Genomic DNA, 18,231 nt, shown 5'->3' on the forward strand with positions numbered 1-18,231 from the left:
CCTCCATGTCCGATCCCCGAAACGGCCCGCCGCCACTGCCCGGATCCACTCCGCCGCCGCCCTTGCCGGCGGCGGTGCTGGACGGACCGGGTTCGCCGCGCGATGTCCCGCCCCCGCCCGGCAGTTTCCCGCTGGAGACCGCCGATCTGCCCGAGGCCATCCGCGACGAGATCCAGGCGCCCGACCCGGTCGCCCTCGACACCTCGGCCACCGAGCTGAAGGACGGCCTCAACCGCTGCCCGAAATGCGGTGCCACCGACATCCGTCCGCGGGCCGGCAGCGACGTGCTGGTGTGCCTGTACTGCCGCCACGAATGGCACGGCGCGCGGGTGGAAGAGGCGTTCGGGCTGGGCGAGGCCATCGACCAGCTGCGTGGCACGGTCATCGCCTCCGGCGCGCGCGACATCGATGCCGATACCTCCAGCCTGATGAGCTTCAAGTGCAGCGGCTGCGGCGCCGAGGTCACGGTCAACACCGAAAGCACCATGACCGCGCGCTGCCACTGGTGCCGGCATGTGTTCGGCGTCAACGAGCAGGTCGCCAACGGCGCGGTGCCCGACGCGGTGCTGCCGTTCCACATACGGAAGGACGATGCGGTCGCGCGCATCCGCCAGTTCGTGGACAAGCGCCGCCTGTTCGCGCTCAAGGCGTTCAAGGAGCAGTTCACCCCGGAGAACGTGGTCGGCGTCTACCTGCCGTACATGATCGTCGACGGCAATGCCAGCGCGGCGGTGGCCGGCAGGGGCGAGATCAAGACCCGCGAATACACCCGCGGCACCGAGAAGAACCGGCAGACCTACTACGACGCCGACGTGTACCAGGTGGAGCGACAGGTGGATTTCACCGTCGACGACCTGCCGCTGGAGTCGTCGGCCGGGCGCGGCAACCTCGACACCCGCGCCAACACCAACAACATCATCAACGCCATCCTGCCGTTCGACACCAAGAACGCGCTGAAGTGGAATGCCTCCTACCTGGCCGGCTACACCTCGGAAAAGCGCGATCTCGACGTCGAGAAGCTGCGCCCGCGGCTGGAGGACCAGCTGCTGTCGATCGCCCGTTCGCAGGTGCATCGCTCGGTATCGCGCTACGACCGTGGCGTACGCTGGGAGCAGGAGCAGCTGGAGGTCCACGGCACCCGCTGGGTATCGATGTACCTGCCGGTGTGGCTGTACTCCTACCACCAGCCCGGCAGCAACGGCGGCATGCTGCACTACATCGCGGTCAACGGCCGCACCGGCGAGACCATGGGCAGCGTGCCGGTGCAGCAGTGGAAACTGCTGCTGGCCGCGCTCACCGCCGGCACGGTCATCGAAGCCCTCGCAATCGCATTCCTGGTGGCTGCCTCATGAGCGAAGACAGTGGACTCTGGTTGCTGGCCGCGGGCCCGGCCGGCGCGGCAGCGCTGTACTGGGCGCTGTACCGGTACTACCGCAATACCGACAAGTCGCATGGCTTCGAGCACGAGACCGAGATCGTGGCCAAACCGGTGACCGGCTCGGACCGCAAGGTCGGCGAGGTGAAGGGCACCCAGCAGCGCCGCATCGACGGCGACAACGTGGGCGACTACCGGCGACGGGTCACGCGCCTGCGCTAGTGCTGGGCGGCGTGCGCCTGGCGGCCTGCCAGGTCCTGCACCAGGGCGGCGAAGTCGCGGGCGAAGCCGGCCATGTCGAACACGCCCGCCGTGTCGCGGGCGCTGGCCAGCCGCGCCCGCAGCGCGGCCCGTGCGGCCGGGTCGTTGCCGAGCCGGACCGCGGTGGCGATGAAGGCCGCATCGTCGGCGACGTTCATTTCGTCCAGCCCGAGGTGGTGGTTGAGGCTGCCGGCCACGCGCGCGGCGAAGCTGCGGCCGGGCGTGGTCAGCACCGGGCAACCGGCCCACAGCGCATCCGAGGCGGTGGTGTGGGCGTTGTAGGGATGGGTGTCGAGGAACAGGTCGGCATGCCGGTAGCGCGCCAGGTACTGCGGGTGCGGCAGCTTGGGCATGAACACCAGGCGCGACGGATCGATGCCCTGCGAACGCGCGACCTCGCGCAGGCGCGCGTCGGCCAGGCCCGGCCCGGACAGCAGCCACAGCACGCTGCCGGGCACGCCACGCAGCACCTCGAGCATGCGCGCGACGCTGCGCGGGTTGAGCTTGTAGCTGTTGTTGAAGCAGCAGAACACCACGCCGCCGCCGTTTCCGTCGCACCCGGGCAGGCCGCATTCGCCGCGCGCCGGTGGCGCCTCGACCACGCGGGTGTTGTCCGAGGGCTGGAACGCGCGTGGCAGCCGCAGCACGGTCTCGCTGAATGCCGGTTCCAGCGCCGGCGGCAACACGAACGCATCGGCCAGCACGTAGTCGATCCATGGCGCGCCCGACGTGCCGGGGTAGGCCAGCCAGTTGACCTGCAGCGGTGCCGGCCGCATCGCCAGCACCTCAGGGGTGCCGCCACCGCCCCAGCCGCGCAGGTCGAACAGGATGTCGATGCCGGCCTCGCGGATGCGCCGGGCGATGGCCGCGTGCGGCATTCCCGCCACCGCATGCAGCGCATGCGCCGCGGCCTGCAGGCGCTGGCGGATGCGGCTGCCGTCGTCGCCATTGAGTGCGAACAGATGCACCTGCAGCCCGGCGTGGGCGCGCAGCTGCTCGAACAGCGCCACCGTCAGCAGCCCGGTGGGATGGGCGCCGAACCCGTTGGACAGGAAGCCGACCCGCAGCGGCCCTTGCGGACGCGGCGTCGGCGGAGGCAGCCGCGGGGTCGAGGCGGCGATCACCTGCGCACGCTGGCGGGCGCAGGCCAGTTGCTCGGCGGCGCTGGCGTCCTCGCTGAGGAAGGCGAACGGCTCCACCGCCGGATTGCCCTGCGCCACCGCGCCGCGGACCTGCTGCGACAACGCCTCCAGCCCGCGCCAGTCGCACAGCCGCCGTTGCCAGTTCAGGCGCTGCGCGGCCACATAGGCTTCGTCCGGGAGCAGCGCATGCGCACGGCGATAGGCATCGGCGGCGGCCTCGGGCTGGCCGGCATCCTCCAGCGCATGGCCCAGCCACAGCGCGATGCCGGGGTGCTGGGGGACCTGTCGCGAGGCGTGGCGCAGCAGGTTGGCGGCCTCCTCGTGGCGGCCCTGCATCCAGCGCGCACGTCCCAGCCGCGCCAGTGCTTCAGGGTGGTCGCGGCGCAGTTGCAGCGCCCGCTGCGCGGCCCGTTCGCCGGCATCCAGGTCGCCTGCGCCCAGCTCGGCGTCGGCCAGCATCACCCAGGCGATGAAGTCGGCGGGCTGGCGCTGCACCGCGGTGCGCAGGTGCTGGCGTTCGTCGTACGGGACATTCATGCGCTGGCTGGACCCTCTTGCGATGTGCCGATTGTGCGGGCGTTGCCGTGCATTTGCCGGGGGCCGGGTCCGCGGCGGCGACGCGCGCGCCTCAGGTGCCTTCGGACAGGCGCGCCAGTTCATCCACCTGGTGCTCGTGCAGCAGGCGGCCGACCAGGGCGTCCAGGTCGCCTTCGATCACGTTGGGCAGGTCGTACAGGGTCAGGCCCTCGACCCGGTGGTCGGTGATCCGGCCTTGCGGGAAGTTGTAGGTACGGATGCGCTGGCTGCGGTCGCCGCTGCCGACCTGCAGGCGCCGCGACTCGGCCTGCGCGGCCGCCTGGCGGCTGCGTTCGGCGTCGAGCAGCTGCGCCTTGAGCCGCTTCATCGCCTTGTCGCGGTTGGCGTGCTGGCTGCGCTCGGTCTGGCACTCGACCACCACCCCGGTGGGCACGTGGGTGATGCGGATGGCCGATTCGGTCTTGTTGACGTGCTGGCCGCCGGCGCCGGAAGAGCGGAACGTGTCCACCTTCAGGTCGGCCGGGTTGATGGCGATGTCCTCGACGTCGTCGGCCTCTGGAATGATCGCCACGGTGGCGGCCGAGGTATGGATGCGCCCCTGCGACTCGGTGGCCGGCACGCGCTGCACGCGGTGGGTGCCCGACTCGAACTTCAGCCTGGAGTACGCGCCGCGGCCGACCACGCGCGCCACGACCTCCTTGTAGCCGCCATGCTCGCCGGGGTTGTCCGATTCGATCTCGACCTTCCAGCCCTGGCGTTCGGCATAGCGTGCGTACATCCGGAACAGGTCGCCGGCGAAGATCGCCGCCTCGTCGCCGCCGGTGCCGGCGCGCACTTCCAGGAACAGGTTGCCCTCGTCGCGCGGGTCCTTGGGCACCAGTAGCAGCGCCAGTTCCTCGTCCAGCGCCTGCAGGCGCGCCTGTGCCGCGGCGATCTCCTCGTTGGCCAGTTCGCGCAGTTCCGGATCGGCGCGCATCGCCTCGGCGGCGGCGAGATCCTCGCGGGCGCGGGTTTCGGCGGCCAGCGCGCTGGCGACCGGCTCGAGCTGGGCGAATTCGCGGGAAAAATCGCGGAAGCGTGCGTTGTCGGCGACCACGTCCGGGTCGGCAAGCAGGCGTTCCAGTTCTTCGCGGCGCTCGGCCAGGGCCAGCAGCTTACGGCGCAGGGTCGGCGTCATCGGTCCTCGCAACGGGGTGTCGATACCCGGGCGCGGCCGGGAACAGGCGCTCGGCGGCGCGGGTCAGGTCGGCATCGCCTTCCAGCGCGGCCTGCCGCAGCGCGGCGGTAGGGGGGTGCAGCAGGCGGTTGGTCAGGCCGTGGGCGAGCTGTTCGAGCACCTCGTCGGCGGACTTGCCGTGGGCCAGCTGCTGCCGCGCCTTGTCCAGCAGTTCGGCGCGGGTAGCCTCGCCGAACGCGCGCAGCTGCTTGAGCGGCGCCTGCAGGTGGGTGGCGCGCAGGTTCTCCATGTAGCGCGAGACCTGCAGGTCGATGATGGCCTCGGCTTCGGCGGCGGCCTCGCGGCGGCTGCGCCGGTTTTCCTCCACGGCGCGCTCCATGTCGTCCACCGTGTACAGGTAGGCGTCGGCCAGTTCGCCCACGCCCGGCTCGATGTCGCGCGGCACCGCCAGGTCGAACAGCAGCATCGGCTTGTGCCGGCGTGCGCGCAGCGCGGCGGCGACCTGCCGCTGCAGGATCACCGGTTCGCGCGCGGCGGTGGCCGAAAACACCACGTCGGCCTCGGCCAGGTGGCGTTCCAGTTCGGTCAGCGGCAGCGCCACGCCACCGTGGCGGCTGGCCAGGTCCTGCGCGTGGGCGAGGGTGCGGTTGGCGATCAGCAGCCGCTTCACCCGGGCCTCGCCCAGGTGTTTGGCGGCCAGCTCGATGGTCTCGCCGGCGCCGACCAGCAGCACGGCCGAATCTTCCAGCCGCGCGAACGAATCCTGCGCCAGCCGCACCGCGGTCGAGGCCACCGAGATCGGGTTGGCGCCGACACGGGTGTCGGTGCGGGCGCGCTTGGCCACCGAGAACGTCTGCTGGAACAGCCGGTCCAGGTGCTGGCCGATGGCGCCGTTGTCGCGCGCCAGCGCCCAGGCGTCCTTGACCTGGCCCAGGATCTGCGGCTCGCCCAGCACCATCGAGTCCAGCCCGGTGGCGACGCGGAACAGGTGGCGCACCGCAGCGTCGTCGCGGTGCTCGTACAGATACCCCTGCAGGTCGCCGGCATGGTTTTCCAGCCAGCGCGACAGGTGCTGGCCGTCCTCGGCCACGGCATACAGTTCGGTGCGGTTGCAGGTGGACAGCAGCACGGCTTCGGCCAGCTGCGGCGACTGCCGCAGCGAGTCCATCGCGCGCGACAGCGCATCGCCGCCGAAGGCCGCGCGTTCGCGCAGTTCCACCGGCGCGGTCTGATGGTTCAGTCCGAGCACCCACAGGGTCATTCTGTTCAGTTGCTTGCGATAAGCTGCTGGCTGTTGATGGCCGCCATTTTACGGCCCGATTGCCGCAGATGCCCATTTCCAGACCAACCCGGCTCATCCGTATAGGCAGCGTTGCGCTGCTGCTCCTGTCGTCGGCCCCGCTGCTGGCGGCCCCGCCGCCGGCGGACACCGGCCAGGCCGCGTCGCTGACGCCGGTGCTGGCGGGGGAGTTTTCCCTGCAGGCGGGCAAGCTGGCCGACGCCGCGCGCTGGTACCTGCAGGCCGCGCGTGAAGACGCCGGCGATGTCGGCCTGGCCGAGCGCGCCACCCGCATCGCCATGCTCGCCGACGACGAGGCCGGCGCTGCCGAAGCGCTGGCGCTGTGGGCGCAGCGTGCCCCCGGTTCGCTGGCGGTGCGCGGTACCCGTGCCTCGCTGGCGCTGCGCCAGGGGGACACCCGGCTGGCCCGCAGGGAACTGCTGGCGGTACTGCGCTCGCGCGAGCCGCGGGCCTGGCGCTACGCGGTACTGGCGCTGGCCACCGGCGGCCGCGATCCGGCGGCACCGGCGAAGGTGCTGGACGAACTGGTCGACGCCAACGCGATCCCCAACGACCTGGAGGCCTGGCAGGAGTTCGGTCGCCTGGCGCTGCGGATGGAGCGCCCGGAGCTGGCGCGGCGCATGGTCGGTGAGGTGGTCAGGCGCTTCCCCGATGAACCGCGGGTGGCCCTGCTGCATGCCTCGCAGCTCAACCAGGCCGGCAGGAAGGACGAGGCGCTGGCCCTGCTGAAGGGCATCGAACCCAGGGCCGCGGGCGACGAGGAGCTGCGCAACGCGCTGGCCTTCGCCTATGACGCCTTCGGCGAACCCGGCGCGGCCGAGCGCATGCTCGCGGTCGGCACCCAGGACGTGCAGACCTGGGGCATGCGCGCCTCGCTGCTGGCCAAGCAGAAGGACGACGCCGGGCTGCTGGCGCTGTACCAGGACATCTCGGCCGGGGCCGGCAAGCCCGATCCGGACCAGCGCCTGCTGCTGGGCCGGATCGCCGAATACCTCAAGCGCTACCGCGAAGCTGTGGACTGGTACCACGGCGTACCCGGCGGCCCGCAGCGCAGCGAGGCGCGGCTGCGCGCGGTCAACGCACTGCACGAACTGGGCGAAAAGGCGCAGGCGGCCGAGGAGGTCCATGCGATCCAGGCCGATGCCTCGGTGGACGATGACGTGCGCCGCGATGCCTATCTGCTGGAGGCCGAGCTGCAGCAGCGCGACGCGCGCAACGATGCCGAGGTCGGCATCCTTACCCGCGGACTGGCCGCCTATCCGGACGACGGCGCGCTGCTGTATGCGCGCGCGCTGGCCTGGGAGCGGCGCGACGACATCCCGCGCGCCGAGGCCGACCTGCGCAAGATCCTGGTGGCCGAGCCGGAGAACGTGGCCGCGCTCAATGCGCTGGGCTACACCCTGGCCGACCGCACCGGACGCTACCAGGAGGCGCTGGAGCTGATCGACCGCGCGCGCGTGGCCGAGCCGGACAACGCGGCCATCGTCGACAGTTATGGCTGGGTCCTGTACCGGCTGGGGCGCACCCAGGAGGCGCTGGTGCAACTGCGGCGGGCGTGGAGCCTGAACAAGGATCCGGAGATCGCCGCGCATGTCGGCGAGGTGCTGTGGATGCTCGGCCAGAAGGACGAGGCGCGCCGCTTCTTCGACGAGGCGCGCAAACTGGAACCGGACAACCGCGCGCTGCAGCGTGCGATCGAGGCGCTCGGCGTATGACGGCAATGCTGTGGCGGTACATGGCGGCGCTGTCGCTGGCCGGCGCGCTGGCGGGGTGCGGGTCGCTGGCGACGCGTCAGGCGTCGCCGTCCACGCCGGTGCATTCGACCACCGAGCCGGCCGTCGAAACGGCGCGGCTGGCCGTGCTCGATACCGTGCCGGCTTGGTCGTTCCAGGGCCGGGTCGCGATCAGCAAGGGGCGCAACGGCGGCAACGGGCGCATCGACTGGCAGCAGCGCGGCGATGCCTACCAGGTCAGCCTGGCCGCGCCGGTGACGCGGCAGAGCTGGCAGTTGAGCGGCGGTGCCGGGCAGGCGGTGCGGCTTGAGGGGCTGGAGGGCGGTCCGCGCAGCGGCGCCGATGCCGGGGAGCTGCTGCTGCAGGCCACCGGCTGGGACATTCCGGTGGCGCAGCTGGCCGCCTGGGTACGCGGCAGGCGCGCCGCAGACGCGGCCGCGCCGGCCTACCAGGGCTATGACATCACCGGCTTGCCGCGGGTCCTGGAACAGGACGGCTGGCGGATCGATTACCTGGACTGGTACCCGCAGGACGCCCAGCGGCCGGCCCTGCCGCGTCGCATCGAGGCGGTCAACGGCGACGCCAAGGTGCGGCTGATCGTCGATGAATGGAGCATGGGCGGGCAATGAACACTGTCGTGGACGCGGCCGGCTGGTCGTACTGGCCGGCGCCGGCCAAGCTGAACCTGTTCCTGCGGATCACCGGCCGGCGGCCGGATGGCTACCACGAACTGCAGACCGTGTTCCGCCTGCTGGACTGGGGCGATCGCATCGGCCTGCGCCTGCGCGGCGACGGCCAGGTCCGCCGCGAGGGAGGCTCCGTTCCCGGCGTTGCCGAGGCCGATGATCTGGTGGTTCGTGCAGCGATTGCGCTAAAAAAAGCTGTCAATTGCGCGCAAGGTGTTGATATCCGCGTCGAAAAGCACATCCCGGCCGGTGGCGGTTTCGGCGGTGGCTCGTCCGACGCGGCGACCGTGCTGGCCGCGCTCAACGCGCTGTGGGGCACCGGCCTGGGCGAGGAGGCGCTGGCGGCGCTGGGGCTGGGCCTGGGCGCGGACGTGCCGGTGTTCGTGCGTGGGCGCAATGCCTGGGCCGAAGGCGTCGGCGAGCGGCTGCAGCCGCTGGACCTGCCGCCGGCCTGGTATCTGCTGGTCGATCCGGGCGTGCACGTGCCCACCGCCGACCTGTTCCGTTCACCGGATTTGACGCGGGATGCCGCGCCCGCGAAAATAGCGGACTTCGCTTCCGGGACCGTCCTCGGGAATGCGTTCGAGCCGGTGCTGCGATGCCGGGAACCCGCCGTCGAAGCGGTGTTCCAGGCGCTTTCGCGCGTCGGCCGGGCACGGCTCACGGGGTCGGGAAGCGGTTGTTTCGTCGAATTCGCCACGCGCGCTGCCGCTGAGCACGCCATGGCGGAATTGCCGGGCCAGCTGCGGGCATGGGTGGTTGCGGGCGCAGCGCGCTCGCCATTGCTCGATGCACTGGAAACAAAGCAGTGAAGGATTGATGCAGGGGCGTCGCCAAGAGGCCCAAGGCACCAGGTTTTGATCCTGGCATTCGTAGGTTCGAATCCTACCGCCCCTGCCACTGCCCGGGTTTTCCCGTGGCAGCCCGCACGTTCCCGTGCGGGGAAGCAAAGCGCTGGCCGCGGATGCCGGACGCTGCCGCCACAGGATGTTCCCCCGCTCCGCTCTTTCGCCGCCGCCCGAGAAAGCCCACATGCAAGACGCCCAGAACCTGCTGGTTTTTTCCGGCAATGCCAACAAACCCCTTGCGCAGAGCATCTGCAAGGAACTGGGCGTGCAGCCGGGCAAGGCCCTGGTCTCCAAGTTCTCCGACGGTGAAGTGCAGGTCGAGATCCAGGAGAACGTGCGCAAGCAGGACGTGTTCGTGGTGCAGCCGACCTGCGCGCCGAGCGCGGAGAACCTGATGGAGCTGCTGGTGATCATCGACGCGCTCAAGCGCGCGAGCGCCGCCTCCGTCACCGCGGTGGTGCCGTACTTCGGCTACGCCCGCCAGGATCGCCGCATGCGCTCATCGCGCGTGCCGATCACCGCCAAGGTCGCCGCCAAGATGTTCTCGGCCGTGCATACCGACCAGATCCTCACGGTCGACCTGCATGCCGACCAGATCCAGGGCTTCTTCGACATGCCCGTGGACAACGTGTACGCCTCGCCGCTGCTGCTGGCCGACATCTGGCGCGCCTACGGCACCGACAACCTGATCGTGGTCAGCCCGGACGTGGGCGGCGTGGTGCGCGCCCGTGCGGTGGCCAAGCGCCTGGACGACGCCGACCTGGCGATCATCGACAAGCGCCGGCCGCGCGCCAACGTCGCCACGGTGATGAACATCATCGGCGACGTCGAGGGCAAGACCTGCGTGATGGTCGACGACATCGTCGACACCGCCGGCACCCTGTGCGCCGCCGCCGCCGCGCTGAAGGCGCGCGGGGCGGTCAAGGTCGCCGCGTACTGCACCCACGCCGTGCTCTCGGGCCCGGCGGTGGACAACCTGAACAACTCCCAGCTCGACGAGCTGGTGGTGACCGACACCATCCCGTTGTCCGACGTGGCCCGTGTCTGCACCAAGATCCGCCAGATCAGCGTGGCCGAGATGCTGGCCGAGACGATGCGCCGCATCGCCTTCGGCGAATCGGTCAGCTCGATGTACGTGGATTGAAGAATCCCGGTTCCCGGCGCCGTGCCGGGACCGGCAGCGGCATCCCTGGTCGCGGGGATGCCTTCATCACGCACCGCATGCGGTGCAACAACCAAGAGTAGTCAACAATGGCAAAGTCCCACGAAATCAAAGTCGCCCGTCGCGACGTGCAGGGCAAGGGTGCGAGCCGCCGCCTGCGTCACGCCGGCCTGGTGCCGGGCATCGTCTATGGCGGTGACCGCGAGCCGGCGATGGTCGAGTTCAACCACAACGAAATCTGGCTGGCCCAGCAGAACGAGTGGTTCTACTCCTCGATCATCGACCTGAACCTCGATGGCAGCATCTACAAGGTGCTGCTGCGCGACATGCAGCGCCACCCGTACAAGCAGCTGGTCATGCACCTGGACTTCCAGCGCGTGAACGAGAACGAAGTCCTCAACGCCACCGTGCCGCTGCACTTCATCAACGAGGAGACCTCCCCGGCCGGCAAGACCGCCGACGTGCTGGTCACCCACGAACTGAAGGAAGTGCACATCGCCTGCCTGCCGAAGGACCTGCCGCAGTCGATCGAAGTCGACCTGGCCAGCCTGACCGCCGGCGACATCATCTACCTGTCGCAGCTGAAGCTGCCGGCGGGCGTGGAAATCCCGGCGCTGAAGCTGGGCAAGGACCACGACGATGCCGTGGTCATCGCCAAGGCGCCGAGCGCTGCCGAGGAAGCCGCCGAGTAATCGGCCGGTTGCGTCCGCCCCTGCCGGGCGGACGCAGCCAACGGTGGACGCATGACTGGCTTGCGCTTGATCGTCGGTCTGGGCAATCCCGGAACCGAACACGCCCGGACCCGGCACAATGCCGGGTTTCATTTCGTTGAGGCCCTGGCCGAACGGGCGGGCGCGCGCTGGGCGCTCGACGCCAAGCTGTTCGGCGAAGTCGCCAGGGTCGATGTCGGCGGCCAGCCGGTATGGCTGCTCAAGCCCGCCACCTTCATGAACCTGTCCGGCAAGTCGGTGACCGCCGCGCAGCGGTTCTGGAAGATCGAGCCGGAACAGACCCTGCTCGCGCACGACGAGCTGGACCTGCCGCCGGGCACGGCGCGCCTGAAGTTCGATGGCGGCCACGGCGGCCAGAATGGCCTGCGCGACACCATCCGCCTGCTCGGGCATGGCAGGTTCCACCGCCTGCGCATCGGCATCGGCCATCCCGGCCACAAGGACCGCGTGGTGCCGTGGGTGCTGGGCCGTCCGTCGAAGGACGACGAGGTGCTGATCGCGCGCGCCATCGACGATGCCATCGACGTGCTGCCGCTGGCGGTCGCCGGTGATTTCAACGAGGCCATGAAACGCCTGCACACGGGCAAGCCGTGATTGCGGCCTGCGCTTTCGCGGACGACGGCGTCCGTGGAGAGCGCAGGCCGGAATCCCGAATCCTGGAGTTTGTTGCATGGGTATCAAATGCGGCATCGTCGGCCTGCCCAACGTCGGCAAGTCGACCCTGTTCAATGCGCTGACCAAGGCGGGCATCGCCGCGGCCAATTTCCCGTTCTGCACGATCGAGCCGAACACCGGCATCGTGCCGGTGCCGGATCCGCGGCTCGAGGCGCTGGCGGCCATCGTCAAGCCGGAGCGGGTGATCCCCACCACCATGGAGTTCGTGGACATCGCCGGCCTGGTCGCCGGCGCGTCCAAGGGCGAGGGCCTGGGCAACAAGTTCCTGGCGCACATCCGCGAGACCGACGCCATCGCCCATGTCGTGCGCTGCTTCGAGGACGGCAACGTCATCCATGTCGCCAACAAGGTCGACCCGATCGCCGACATCGAAACCATCGATACCGAGCTGGCGCTGGCCGACCTGGAGTCGGTGCTGAAGGCGCTGGATCGCGCCAACCGCGCGGCCAAGGCCAACGACAAGGACGCGCTGGCGCGCAAGCCGGTGCTCGAGAAGCTCGCCGCGGTGCTCGACCAGGGCCGCTCGGCGCGCTCGGCCGGGCTCGATGCGGAAGAGAAGGCGCTGGTCCGCGACATGTTCCTGATCACGCTCAAGCCGCTGATGTACATCGCCAACGTCGCCGAGGACGGGTTCGAGAACAACCCGCACCTGGACGCGGTGCGCGCCCGCGCCGAGGCCGAAGGCGCCGAGGTGGTGCCGGTATGCGCGGCGATCGAGGAAGAACTGGCGCAGCTGGACGACGCCGACCGCGACGAGTTCCTCAAGGACCTGGGGCTGGACGAGCCCGGCCTGAACCGGGTCATCCGCGCCGGCTACAGGCTGTTGGGCCTGCAGACCTATTTCACCGCGGGCGTGAAGGAAGTCCGCGCCTGGCAGCTGCGCGCCGGTTCCACCGCGCCGCAGGCCGCAGGCGTGATCCATACCGATTTCGAGCGCGGCTTCATCCGTGCCGAGACCATCGGCTACGACGACTTCATCAACCTCAAGGGCGAGCAGGGCGCCAAGGAAGCCGGCCGGCTGCGCCTGGAAGGCAAGGACTACATCGTCAAGGAAGGCGACGTCCTGCATTTCCGCTTCAACGTCTGACCCGCGGCACGTCGCCCGGAGCACGAAGGCCCCGCAATGAGGGGCCTTCGCATATGCGGCCGGCGGTGGGCGTTGCCACGGCGCCTGCCGCCCTGGACAAAAACACGCCAGAGTGCGCGCCGCCCCTGCAGCGCCGCTGCGCGCCGGGGTTTTCCACAGGCTTTTCCCTGCCTTCCGCACATGCGCTGTGGAGAACCCGGCAGGGCCCGGGCGGCATCGACGGGGCCGGTTGTCCCGGCGCAGAAAACGACAAGGCCCGCGATGCGGGCCTTGTCGTTGTTGCGTGGAAGAGGGCGTATTACAGCGGCTTGCCGCCCAGCTTCCAGGTGACCTGCACGAAGTAGCTGCGTCCCATGCTGTCGAACCAGGCGGTGTCGTAGTACGGGTAGTTGGCCCAGGTCGGGTCCTTCGGCGGCATCTTGTCGAACAGGTTGTTGACCGACAGCGACACCCGCAGATGGTCGCTGATGTCATAGCGCGCACCGGCGTTGAAGCGCCAGGTGGCCTGGGTCCAGGCGTCGTCGTCGTAGTTCGGAACGCGGCCGAGATAGTTGCCGAACAGGCTGGCGCCCCAGGCTCCCTTGTCCCAGTTCACGCCCACGTTCGCCTTGGCCCGCGGCAGGGCGGGGCTGAAGGTCTCGTAGTGCAGCATGTCCTCGGACGCATCGCCCGGGTAGCGCTGGAAGGTGTGGTCGCGCACCCAGGTGTAGTTGCCGTTGACGCGGAAATCGCCGGCCCGGGTCTGCAGCCGGTAGCTGGCGGCGACGTCGATGCCGGAGGTTTCCTCCTTGGCGATGTTGATCGGCGCGAAGCGCACGCTGCTGATGTCGCCATCGGCATCGCGGATCACGCGGGCAAGCGCGTCCTGGCAGGTCGGCGAATTGATGTCCACGGCCACGCCGGTGTCGGTCTTGCCGAGGCGGCAGTTGGCTTCGGTGATGCGCAGGCGCTCGCGGTCCTGCACCTGGACCTGGTTCATGACCTTGATCTGGTAGTAGTCCACCGCCAGGTCGAGGCCGTCCAGCGGCGACCAGACGAAGCCGGCCGAGAACGACTTGCTGGTTTCCACGCCCAGCTCGATGTTGCCCTTGTAGACGTCGAAGGTGCTCACGTCCCAGCTGCCGTCGTCGTAGCAGTCACCGTCGCTGAAGCCCGGCTCCTCGCTGCGGCACTGGTAGTAGTCGGTGGCGTAGCGGGTGCGGTAGTAGTCGTCGCCGGCGAACAGGTAGTGCATGTCCGGCGCGCGGAAGCCGGTGCCATAGGAGCTGCGCACCAGCAGCGTGTCCAGCGGGCGCCATTCCAGGCCCGCGCTGTAGGTGAACTTGCCCGGGTGCTTGCCGCCGTAGCTGTAGCGGTCGTAGCGGCCGGCCAGGCTGGCCTGCAGCGTGGACAGCACCGGTATGCGCAGTTCGCCCGCGGCGCTCCAGTGGTTGCGGCTGCCGCTGCCGTCGCCGTAGCGCGGACCGGTGTAGGCATCCTCGGTCAGGGCCAGCGGATCGGGATTGATGCGGTAGGACTGGCGGCCGTACTCGATCGCACCGGCAAAGCCCACGTCGCCGGCCGGCAGCGAGAACAGCGCGGTGTTGTCGGTGGTGAAGCTGACGTTGTCGTTCTTGGCCACCGGGCGGAACGTGGACATGGCCGCGATGGAGGCGAACTCGGCCGGCGTCAGCGGGGTGAACAGGCGCGTCGGATCGGGGTTGTAGATCGCGTAGCCGCTGTCGGTGTAGCCCAGCCGCTCGCCCAGGAAGAAGCGGTTGGCGGCGTCGGCGTTGATCCGCGGCATCTCCACGTCGGCCTTGTACTGCGAGTGGTTCCAGGCCGCTTCCCAGTTCCACGCGTCGGCGAAGATGCCCTTGAGGCCGGTGGTCACCGCCAGCGTCTTCTGGGTGGTGGTGTTCATGCGGTTGCGCAGACCGCCGATCTCTTCCGGCGAGAACTGCCGCGACCAGATCTCGCGGCTGTCGGTGGCGGCGTTGTAGAACACCTTGTTGCGGTAGTTGTTGGTCGACGCCGGGTCGTGGAACTCCCAGCCCATGACGTCGCTGACGACGTCGTTGCCGTTGCTGCCGGTCAGCAGGCGCACCGTCTGGTGGCCCATCTGCATGTCGGCGAACCAGGACAGTTCGTCGTTGAAGCGGTATTCGAACGAGCCGTAGGCGTTGATGCCCTTGCGCTCGTTCTGGATGGTGCGGTACGCGATGGCGCGCTCACTGCCGCAGTAGGGCTCGCCGAAGCGGTCCTCGGCCAGGTGGGTGGTGCCGTCGTTCAGGCCCGAAAGCGCCTTGCAGCCATCGGCGGGCGCGATGTTGACGTCGTCTTCCCAGTTGGTGATCTGGGCGATCAGGCGCGGCAGGCGGCGGCGTTCGGTCGGGGCGTCGAGGGTGGAATCCTGCACGTTGCGCTGGGTGCCCCACAGCGGGCGCTTGTTGAGCAGCTCCATGCCGACGATGCCGCTGAAGTTGCCCTGCTCGAAGCCGGTCGTCAGGGTCAGGTCGTGCGATTCGCCACCGCCGCGGCTGGTGTCGCCGTAGCGGTAGTCGATGGTGGTGCCGTCGGTGGACTTCTTGAGGATGAAGTTGATCACGCCGGCCATCGCGTCCGAGCCATAGACCGCCGATGCGCTGCCGGTCAGGACCTCGATGCGGTCGATCATGCCCAGCGGGATGTTGCCGACGTCGGTGAAGTTGCTCCGGCCGTTGAGCGGCAGCGGGAAATCGGCGATGCGGCGGCCGTTGATCAGCACCAGGGTGTGGTTGGGGCCCAGGCCGCGCAGGTCCACCGCCTGTGCGCCGGGAGTCGACTGCGCGCCGGTGGTGTTCTGCTGGCCCTGCACGGTGCCGCTGTTCTGGCTGAGCGAGCGCAGGACGTCGGGGACGGAGGTGAAACCGGCCGATTGGATCTGCTCGGCGGTCACCACGGTGACCGGCGCGGGGCCTTCCACCTGTGCGCGCGGGATGCGCGAACCGGTGACCTGCACCGTATCCAGTTGCTTGGTTTGATCGTTGTCGGTGCTCTGGGCCAAGGCCGTTGCGGAGGCGGCCATGCCAAGCAGGGCCAACTGGATCGAACACACCATTGCGTGTTTGCGCATGAATCAGGTCTCTGCTGAAAGTGTTCCGGAAAGTGTCTGGCCGGCCCGCGCAAGCACCGGGAGCCCCGGCAAACGTGAATGGGGCGTGATCATCTAACACCTTTTTTACACGCTTGACCACTGCCGGAAAGTCTGGCATTACGCTATGGAAGCGATTACATGATGTCCTGGAGGGCGGTATGAGGCGGATGGTGTCCCGATTCGGGCGGTTGGCCCTGGTGCTGGCGGCGCTTGGCGTGGCGGGCGGCGCGGTCGCGGCGGGGAGCAGGGGGCTGTCGGATCCGGGCTACCGCTATTACGAAGTGGGCGACCTGGACGCCGCGCGCCCGGGCCAGACCCAGGCGGCGATGATGCTGATGGGGGGCGGTGACTGGGTTCCGGAAGCCTTCCAGTGGTGGGTCGAGCGCGCGGGCAACGGCCGCGTGGTGATCCTGCGCGCCTCCGGCGACGACAACCTGCAGAACGAGCTGTACTACGACATCGGCGGGGTGACCTCGGTGCAGACCCTGGTGTTCGACAGCCGCAAGGCCGCCGATGACCCGGCCGTGCTGCGGGTGGTGCGCGGCGCCGATGCCATCTTCATCGCCGGCGGCGACCAGTCCCGCTACATCCGCTTCTGGAAGGGGACCGAACTGAACCAGGTCCTCAACGAACACGTCGCCGCGGGCAAGCCGATCGGCGGTACCAGCGCCGGCCTGGCGATCCTGGGAGGCTACAGCTACGGCGCGCTGGACGGCGGCAGCGTCAATTCGCCGGCCGCGCTGAGCGACCCGATGGGCAGCAAGGTCACGATGGACCAGGACTTCCTGACCATGCCCTATCTGTCCAACGTGGTCACCGACACCCATTTCGCCAAGCGCGAACGCCTGGGCCGGCTGATCGTGTTCGTCGCCCGCGCCGCCCAGGAAAAGGGGCAGGACGACATCGTCGGCATCGGCGTGGACGAAGACACCGCGCTGTGCGTCGAGGCCGATGGCCGCGGCCGCGTCTACTCGCTCGACGACGGCTACGCGTGGCTGGTGATGCCGCACCGGACCGCCGACCGCCTGAGCAGCGGCGAATCGCTGGAATTCACCTCCATTCCGGTGACCGGAGTCGGTGCCGGCAGCCGCCTGCACCTGGACGGTTTCACGGTCGACAACCCGGCGTTCACCGCCGTGGCCAACGTGGTGGATGGCGAACTGGAGCTGCAGCCGGAGTGATCCGGGCAGCTGCATCCACAGGTGGGCGCGGAAGGGGCTTCGGCCCCTTTCTGCTTTTCAGTCGCATCGACGGGTGGATCCGTGCCGACAGCGACTGTTCAGAGCAGTGAAGGCGTGCCTAGAATCGGGCACCTTTCCTGAGTGAAGAAACATGAAGCTGACTTCCGCGGTGTTGCTGGGCCTGGCGTCGTTGTCTTCCGTGGCGGCGGTGGCCGCGCCTGCCTCCCCCCTGCTGGTGATCCATGGCGGGGCCGGCGTGGAGCGCCAGGACCTCAATCCGGAAGAGCTGCGCGCCGCGCGCGCCGCGCTGGAAGCGGCGCTGCGCAAGGGCCACGAGGCGCTTGCGGCCGGCAAGCCGGCCATGGACGCAGTGACCGCCGCGATTACCGTGCTGGAAAACGACCCGACCTTCAACGCAGGCCGTGGCGCGGTGTTCACCCATGACGGCAAGAACGAGCTCGATGCCTCGCTGATGGATGGCGCCACGCTGCGCGCCGGTGCGGTGGCGGGCGTGCATACCATCAAGAACCCGATCCTGCTGGCGCGGGCGGTGATGGAGCACTCCCCGCACGTGATGATGATCGGGCAGGGGGCGGAGATGTTCGCCGCCGAGCAGAAGATCGAGCAGGTGGATCCGTCGTATTTCCGCACCGAGAAGCGCTGGCAGCAGCTGCAGCGCGCGCTGAAGGAAGAGGCGGCCGGGCAGGCGCACGCCGACCTGGAGACGGCCAAGCACTTCGGTACCGTCGGCGCGGTGGCGCTCGACGCGCAGGGCAAGCTGGCCGCGGGCACCTCCACCGGCGGCATGACCAACAAGCGCTACGGGCGGGTGGGCGATTCCCCGATCATCGGCGCCGGCACCTATGCCAGCGACAACTGCGCGGTGTCGGGTACCGGCTGGGGCGAGTTCTACATCCGCCTGGCCGCGGCCCATGAGATCTGCTCGCGCATGAAGTACCTCGGCGAGACCCCGGCGCAGGCCGGCGACGAGGTCATCGTCAAGCGCCTGCCGGCGATGGGCGGCGACGGCGGGGCCATCGTGCTGTCGGCCGACGGCAAGGCGGCGACGCCGTTCAACACCGAGGGCATGTACCGCGGCTGGATTGGTGCCGACGGCGTGCCGCACGTGGCGATTTTCGCCGACGAAAAGCTGAAGATGCCGGGCGAGTGAGCGGGCGCCGATGCCGGCAATGGAAATTTCGCGGAATGTGAAAATTTCTG

At 69.3% G+C, this 18,231-nt stretch carries 15 protein-coding genes and 1 tRNA gene; 12 read left to right on the forward strand and 4 right to left on the reverse strand.

The features are described 5' to 3' along the window. Positions 1-5 precede the first annotated feature (5 nt). The gene (locus tag F0P95_RS07345; RefSeq protein ID WP_182336315.1) at positions 6-1,352 is read left to right on the forward strand and encodes a TFIIB-type zinc ribbon-containing protein; all 1,347 of its coding nucleotides are present in this window, start codon (positions 6-8) and stop codon (positions 1,350-1,352) included. Further along, on the forward strand, positions 1,349-1,597 hold the full coding sequence (locus tag F0P95_RS07350) for a hypothetical protein (protein WP_054663234.1): 249 nt from the start codon (positions 1,349-1,351) through the stop codon (positions 1,595-1,597). The genes F0P95_RS07345 and F0P95_RS07350 overlap by 4 nt, the downstream gene beginning before the upstream one ends. Here F0P95_RS07350 and F0P95_RS07355 read toward each other — a convergent pair. The 3 genes from F0P95_RS07355 to hemA all read right to left on the reverse strand — a co-directional run bounded on the left by F0P95_RS07355 (position 1,594) and on the right by hemA (position 5,753). Next, a complete protein-coding gene (locus F0P95_RS07355; RefSeq protein WP_182336316.1) occupies positions 1,594-3,315 on the reverse strand; it encodes an O-linked N-acetylglucosamine transferase, SPINDLY family protein in 1,722 nt (573 codons plus the stop codon). The two genes, F0P95_RS07350 and F0P95_RS07355, sit on opposite strands and share 4 nt — an antisense overlap. A 91-nt stretch (positions 3,316-3,406) precedes the next feature. After that, complete coding sequence (gene prfA, locus F0P95_RS07360; RefSeq protein WP_182336317.1) at positions 3,407-4,492, reverse strand: peptide chain release factor 1; 1,086 nt, start codon at positions 4,490-4,492, stop codon at positions 3,407-3,409. Further along, positions 4,470-5,753 (reverse strand): glutamyl-tRNA reductase, encoded by a 1,284-nt coding sequence (gene hemA / locus F0P95_RS07365; protein ID WP_182336318.1) that lies wholly within the window; start codon positions 5,751-5,753, stop codon positions 4,470-4,472. The genes prfA and hemA overlap by 23 nt, the downstream gene beginning before the upstream one ends. Before the next feature lie 68 nt (positions 5,754-5,821). Here hemA and F0P95_RS07370 point away from each other — a divergent pair, with 68 nt between their 5' ends. The 8 genes from F0P95_RS07370 (at position 5,822) to ychF (ending at position 12,714) form a co-directional block, all read left to right on the forward strand. Beyond that, on the forward strand, positions 5,822-7,507 hold the full coding sequence (locus F0P95_RS07370; RefSeq protein ID WP_182336319.1) for a tetratricopeptide repeat protein: 1,686 nt from the start codon (positions 5,822-5,824) through the stop codon (positions 7,505-7,507). Continuing rightward, positions 7,504-8,154, forward strand: a complete 651-nt coding sequence (gene lolB, locus F0P95_RS07375) for a lipoprotein insertase outer membrane protein LolB (RefSeq protein ID WP_182336320.1) — start codon at positions 7,504-7,506, stop codon at positions 8,152-8,154. Before F0P95_RS07370 ends, lolB begins: the two co-directional genes overlap by 4 nt. Next, entirely contained in the window at positions 8,151-9,023 is an 873-nt protein-coding gene (gene ispE / locus F0P95_RS07380) for a 4-(cytidine 5'-diphospho)-2-C-methyl-D-erythritol kinase (RefSeq protein ID WP_182336321.1), read from the forward strand. The genes lolB and ispE overlap by 4 nt, the downstream gene beginning before the upstream one ends. A gap of 11 nt (positions 9,024-9,034) precedes the next feature. Then, positions 9,035-9,111 (forward strand) — tRNA-Gln (locus F0P95_RS07385). A gap of 132 nt (positions 9,112-9,243) precedes the next feature. After that, entirely contained in the window at positions 9,244-10,203 is a 960-nt protein-coding gene (locus F0P95_RS07390; protein WP_056931954.1) for a ribose-phosphate diphosphokinase, read from the forward strand. Between the two features lie 107 nt (positions 10,204-10,310). Then, positions 10,311-10,913 carry a 50S ribosomal protein L25/general stress protein Ctc gene (locus tag F0P95_RS07395; protein WP_054663257.1) on the forward strand — a complete coding sequence of 201 codons (603 nt, stop codon included), beginning with the start codon at positions 10,311-10,313 and terminating at the stop codon, positions 10,911-10,913. A 51-nt stretch (positions 10,914-10,964) separates the two neighbouring features. Beyond that, positions 10,965-11,546 carry an aminoacyl-tRNA hydrolase gene (gene pth, locus F0P95_RS07400; RefSeq protein ID WP_182336322.1) on the forward strand — a complete coding sequence of 194 codons (582 nt, stop codon included), beginning with the start codon at positions 10,965-10,967 and terminating at the stop codon, positions 11,544-11,546. Positions 11,547-11,622: 76 nt separating this feature from the next. Beyond that, positions 11,623-12,714 (forward strand): redox-regulated ATPase YchF, encoded by a 1,092-nt coding sequence (gene ychF, locus F0P95_RS07405; protein ID WP_182336323.1) that lies wholly within the window; start codon positions 11,623-11,625, stop codon positions 12,712-12,714. Positions 12,715-13,012: 298 nt separating this feature from the next. Here the strand turns inward: ychF and F0P95_RS07410 are convergent, their stop codons facing one another. Then, on the reverse strand, positions 13,013-15,808 hold the full coding sequence (locus F0P95_RS07410; protein ID WP_182336324.1) for a TonB-dependent receptor plug domain-containing protein: 2,796 nt from the start codon (positions 15,806-15,808) through the stop codon (positions 13,013-13,015). 188 nt (positions 15,809-15,996) lie between these two features. Here F0P95_RS07410 and F0P95_RS07415 point away from each other — a divergent pair, with 188 nt between their 5' ends. Then, entirely contained in the window at positions 15,997-17,010 is a 1,014-nt protein-coding gene (locus F0P95_RS07415; RefSeq protein ID WP_182336325.1) for a cyanophycinase, read from the forward strand. Positions 17,011-17,161: 151 nt separating this feature from the next. Next, positions 17,162-18,181: an isoaspartyl peptidase/L-asparaginase family protein gene (locus F0P95_RS07420; protein ID WP_056931951.1), complete on the forward strand. Its 1,020-nt coding sequence runs from the start codon at positions 17,162-17,164 to the stop codon at positions 18,179-18,181. Positions 18,182-18,231 lie beyond the last annotated feature (50 nt).

The sequence above is a fragment of the Stenotrophomonas acidaminiphila genome, assembly GCF_014109845.1.
In the GTDB taxonomy this organism is placed as follows: Bacteria; Pseudomonadota; Gammaproteobacteria; order Xanthomonadales; family Xanthomonadaceae; genus Stenotrophomonas; species Stenotrophomonas acidaminiphila.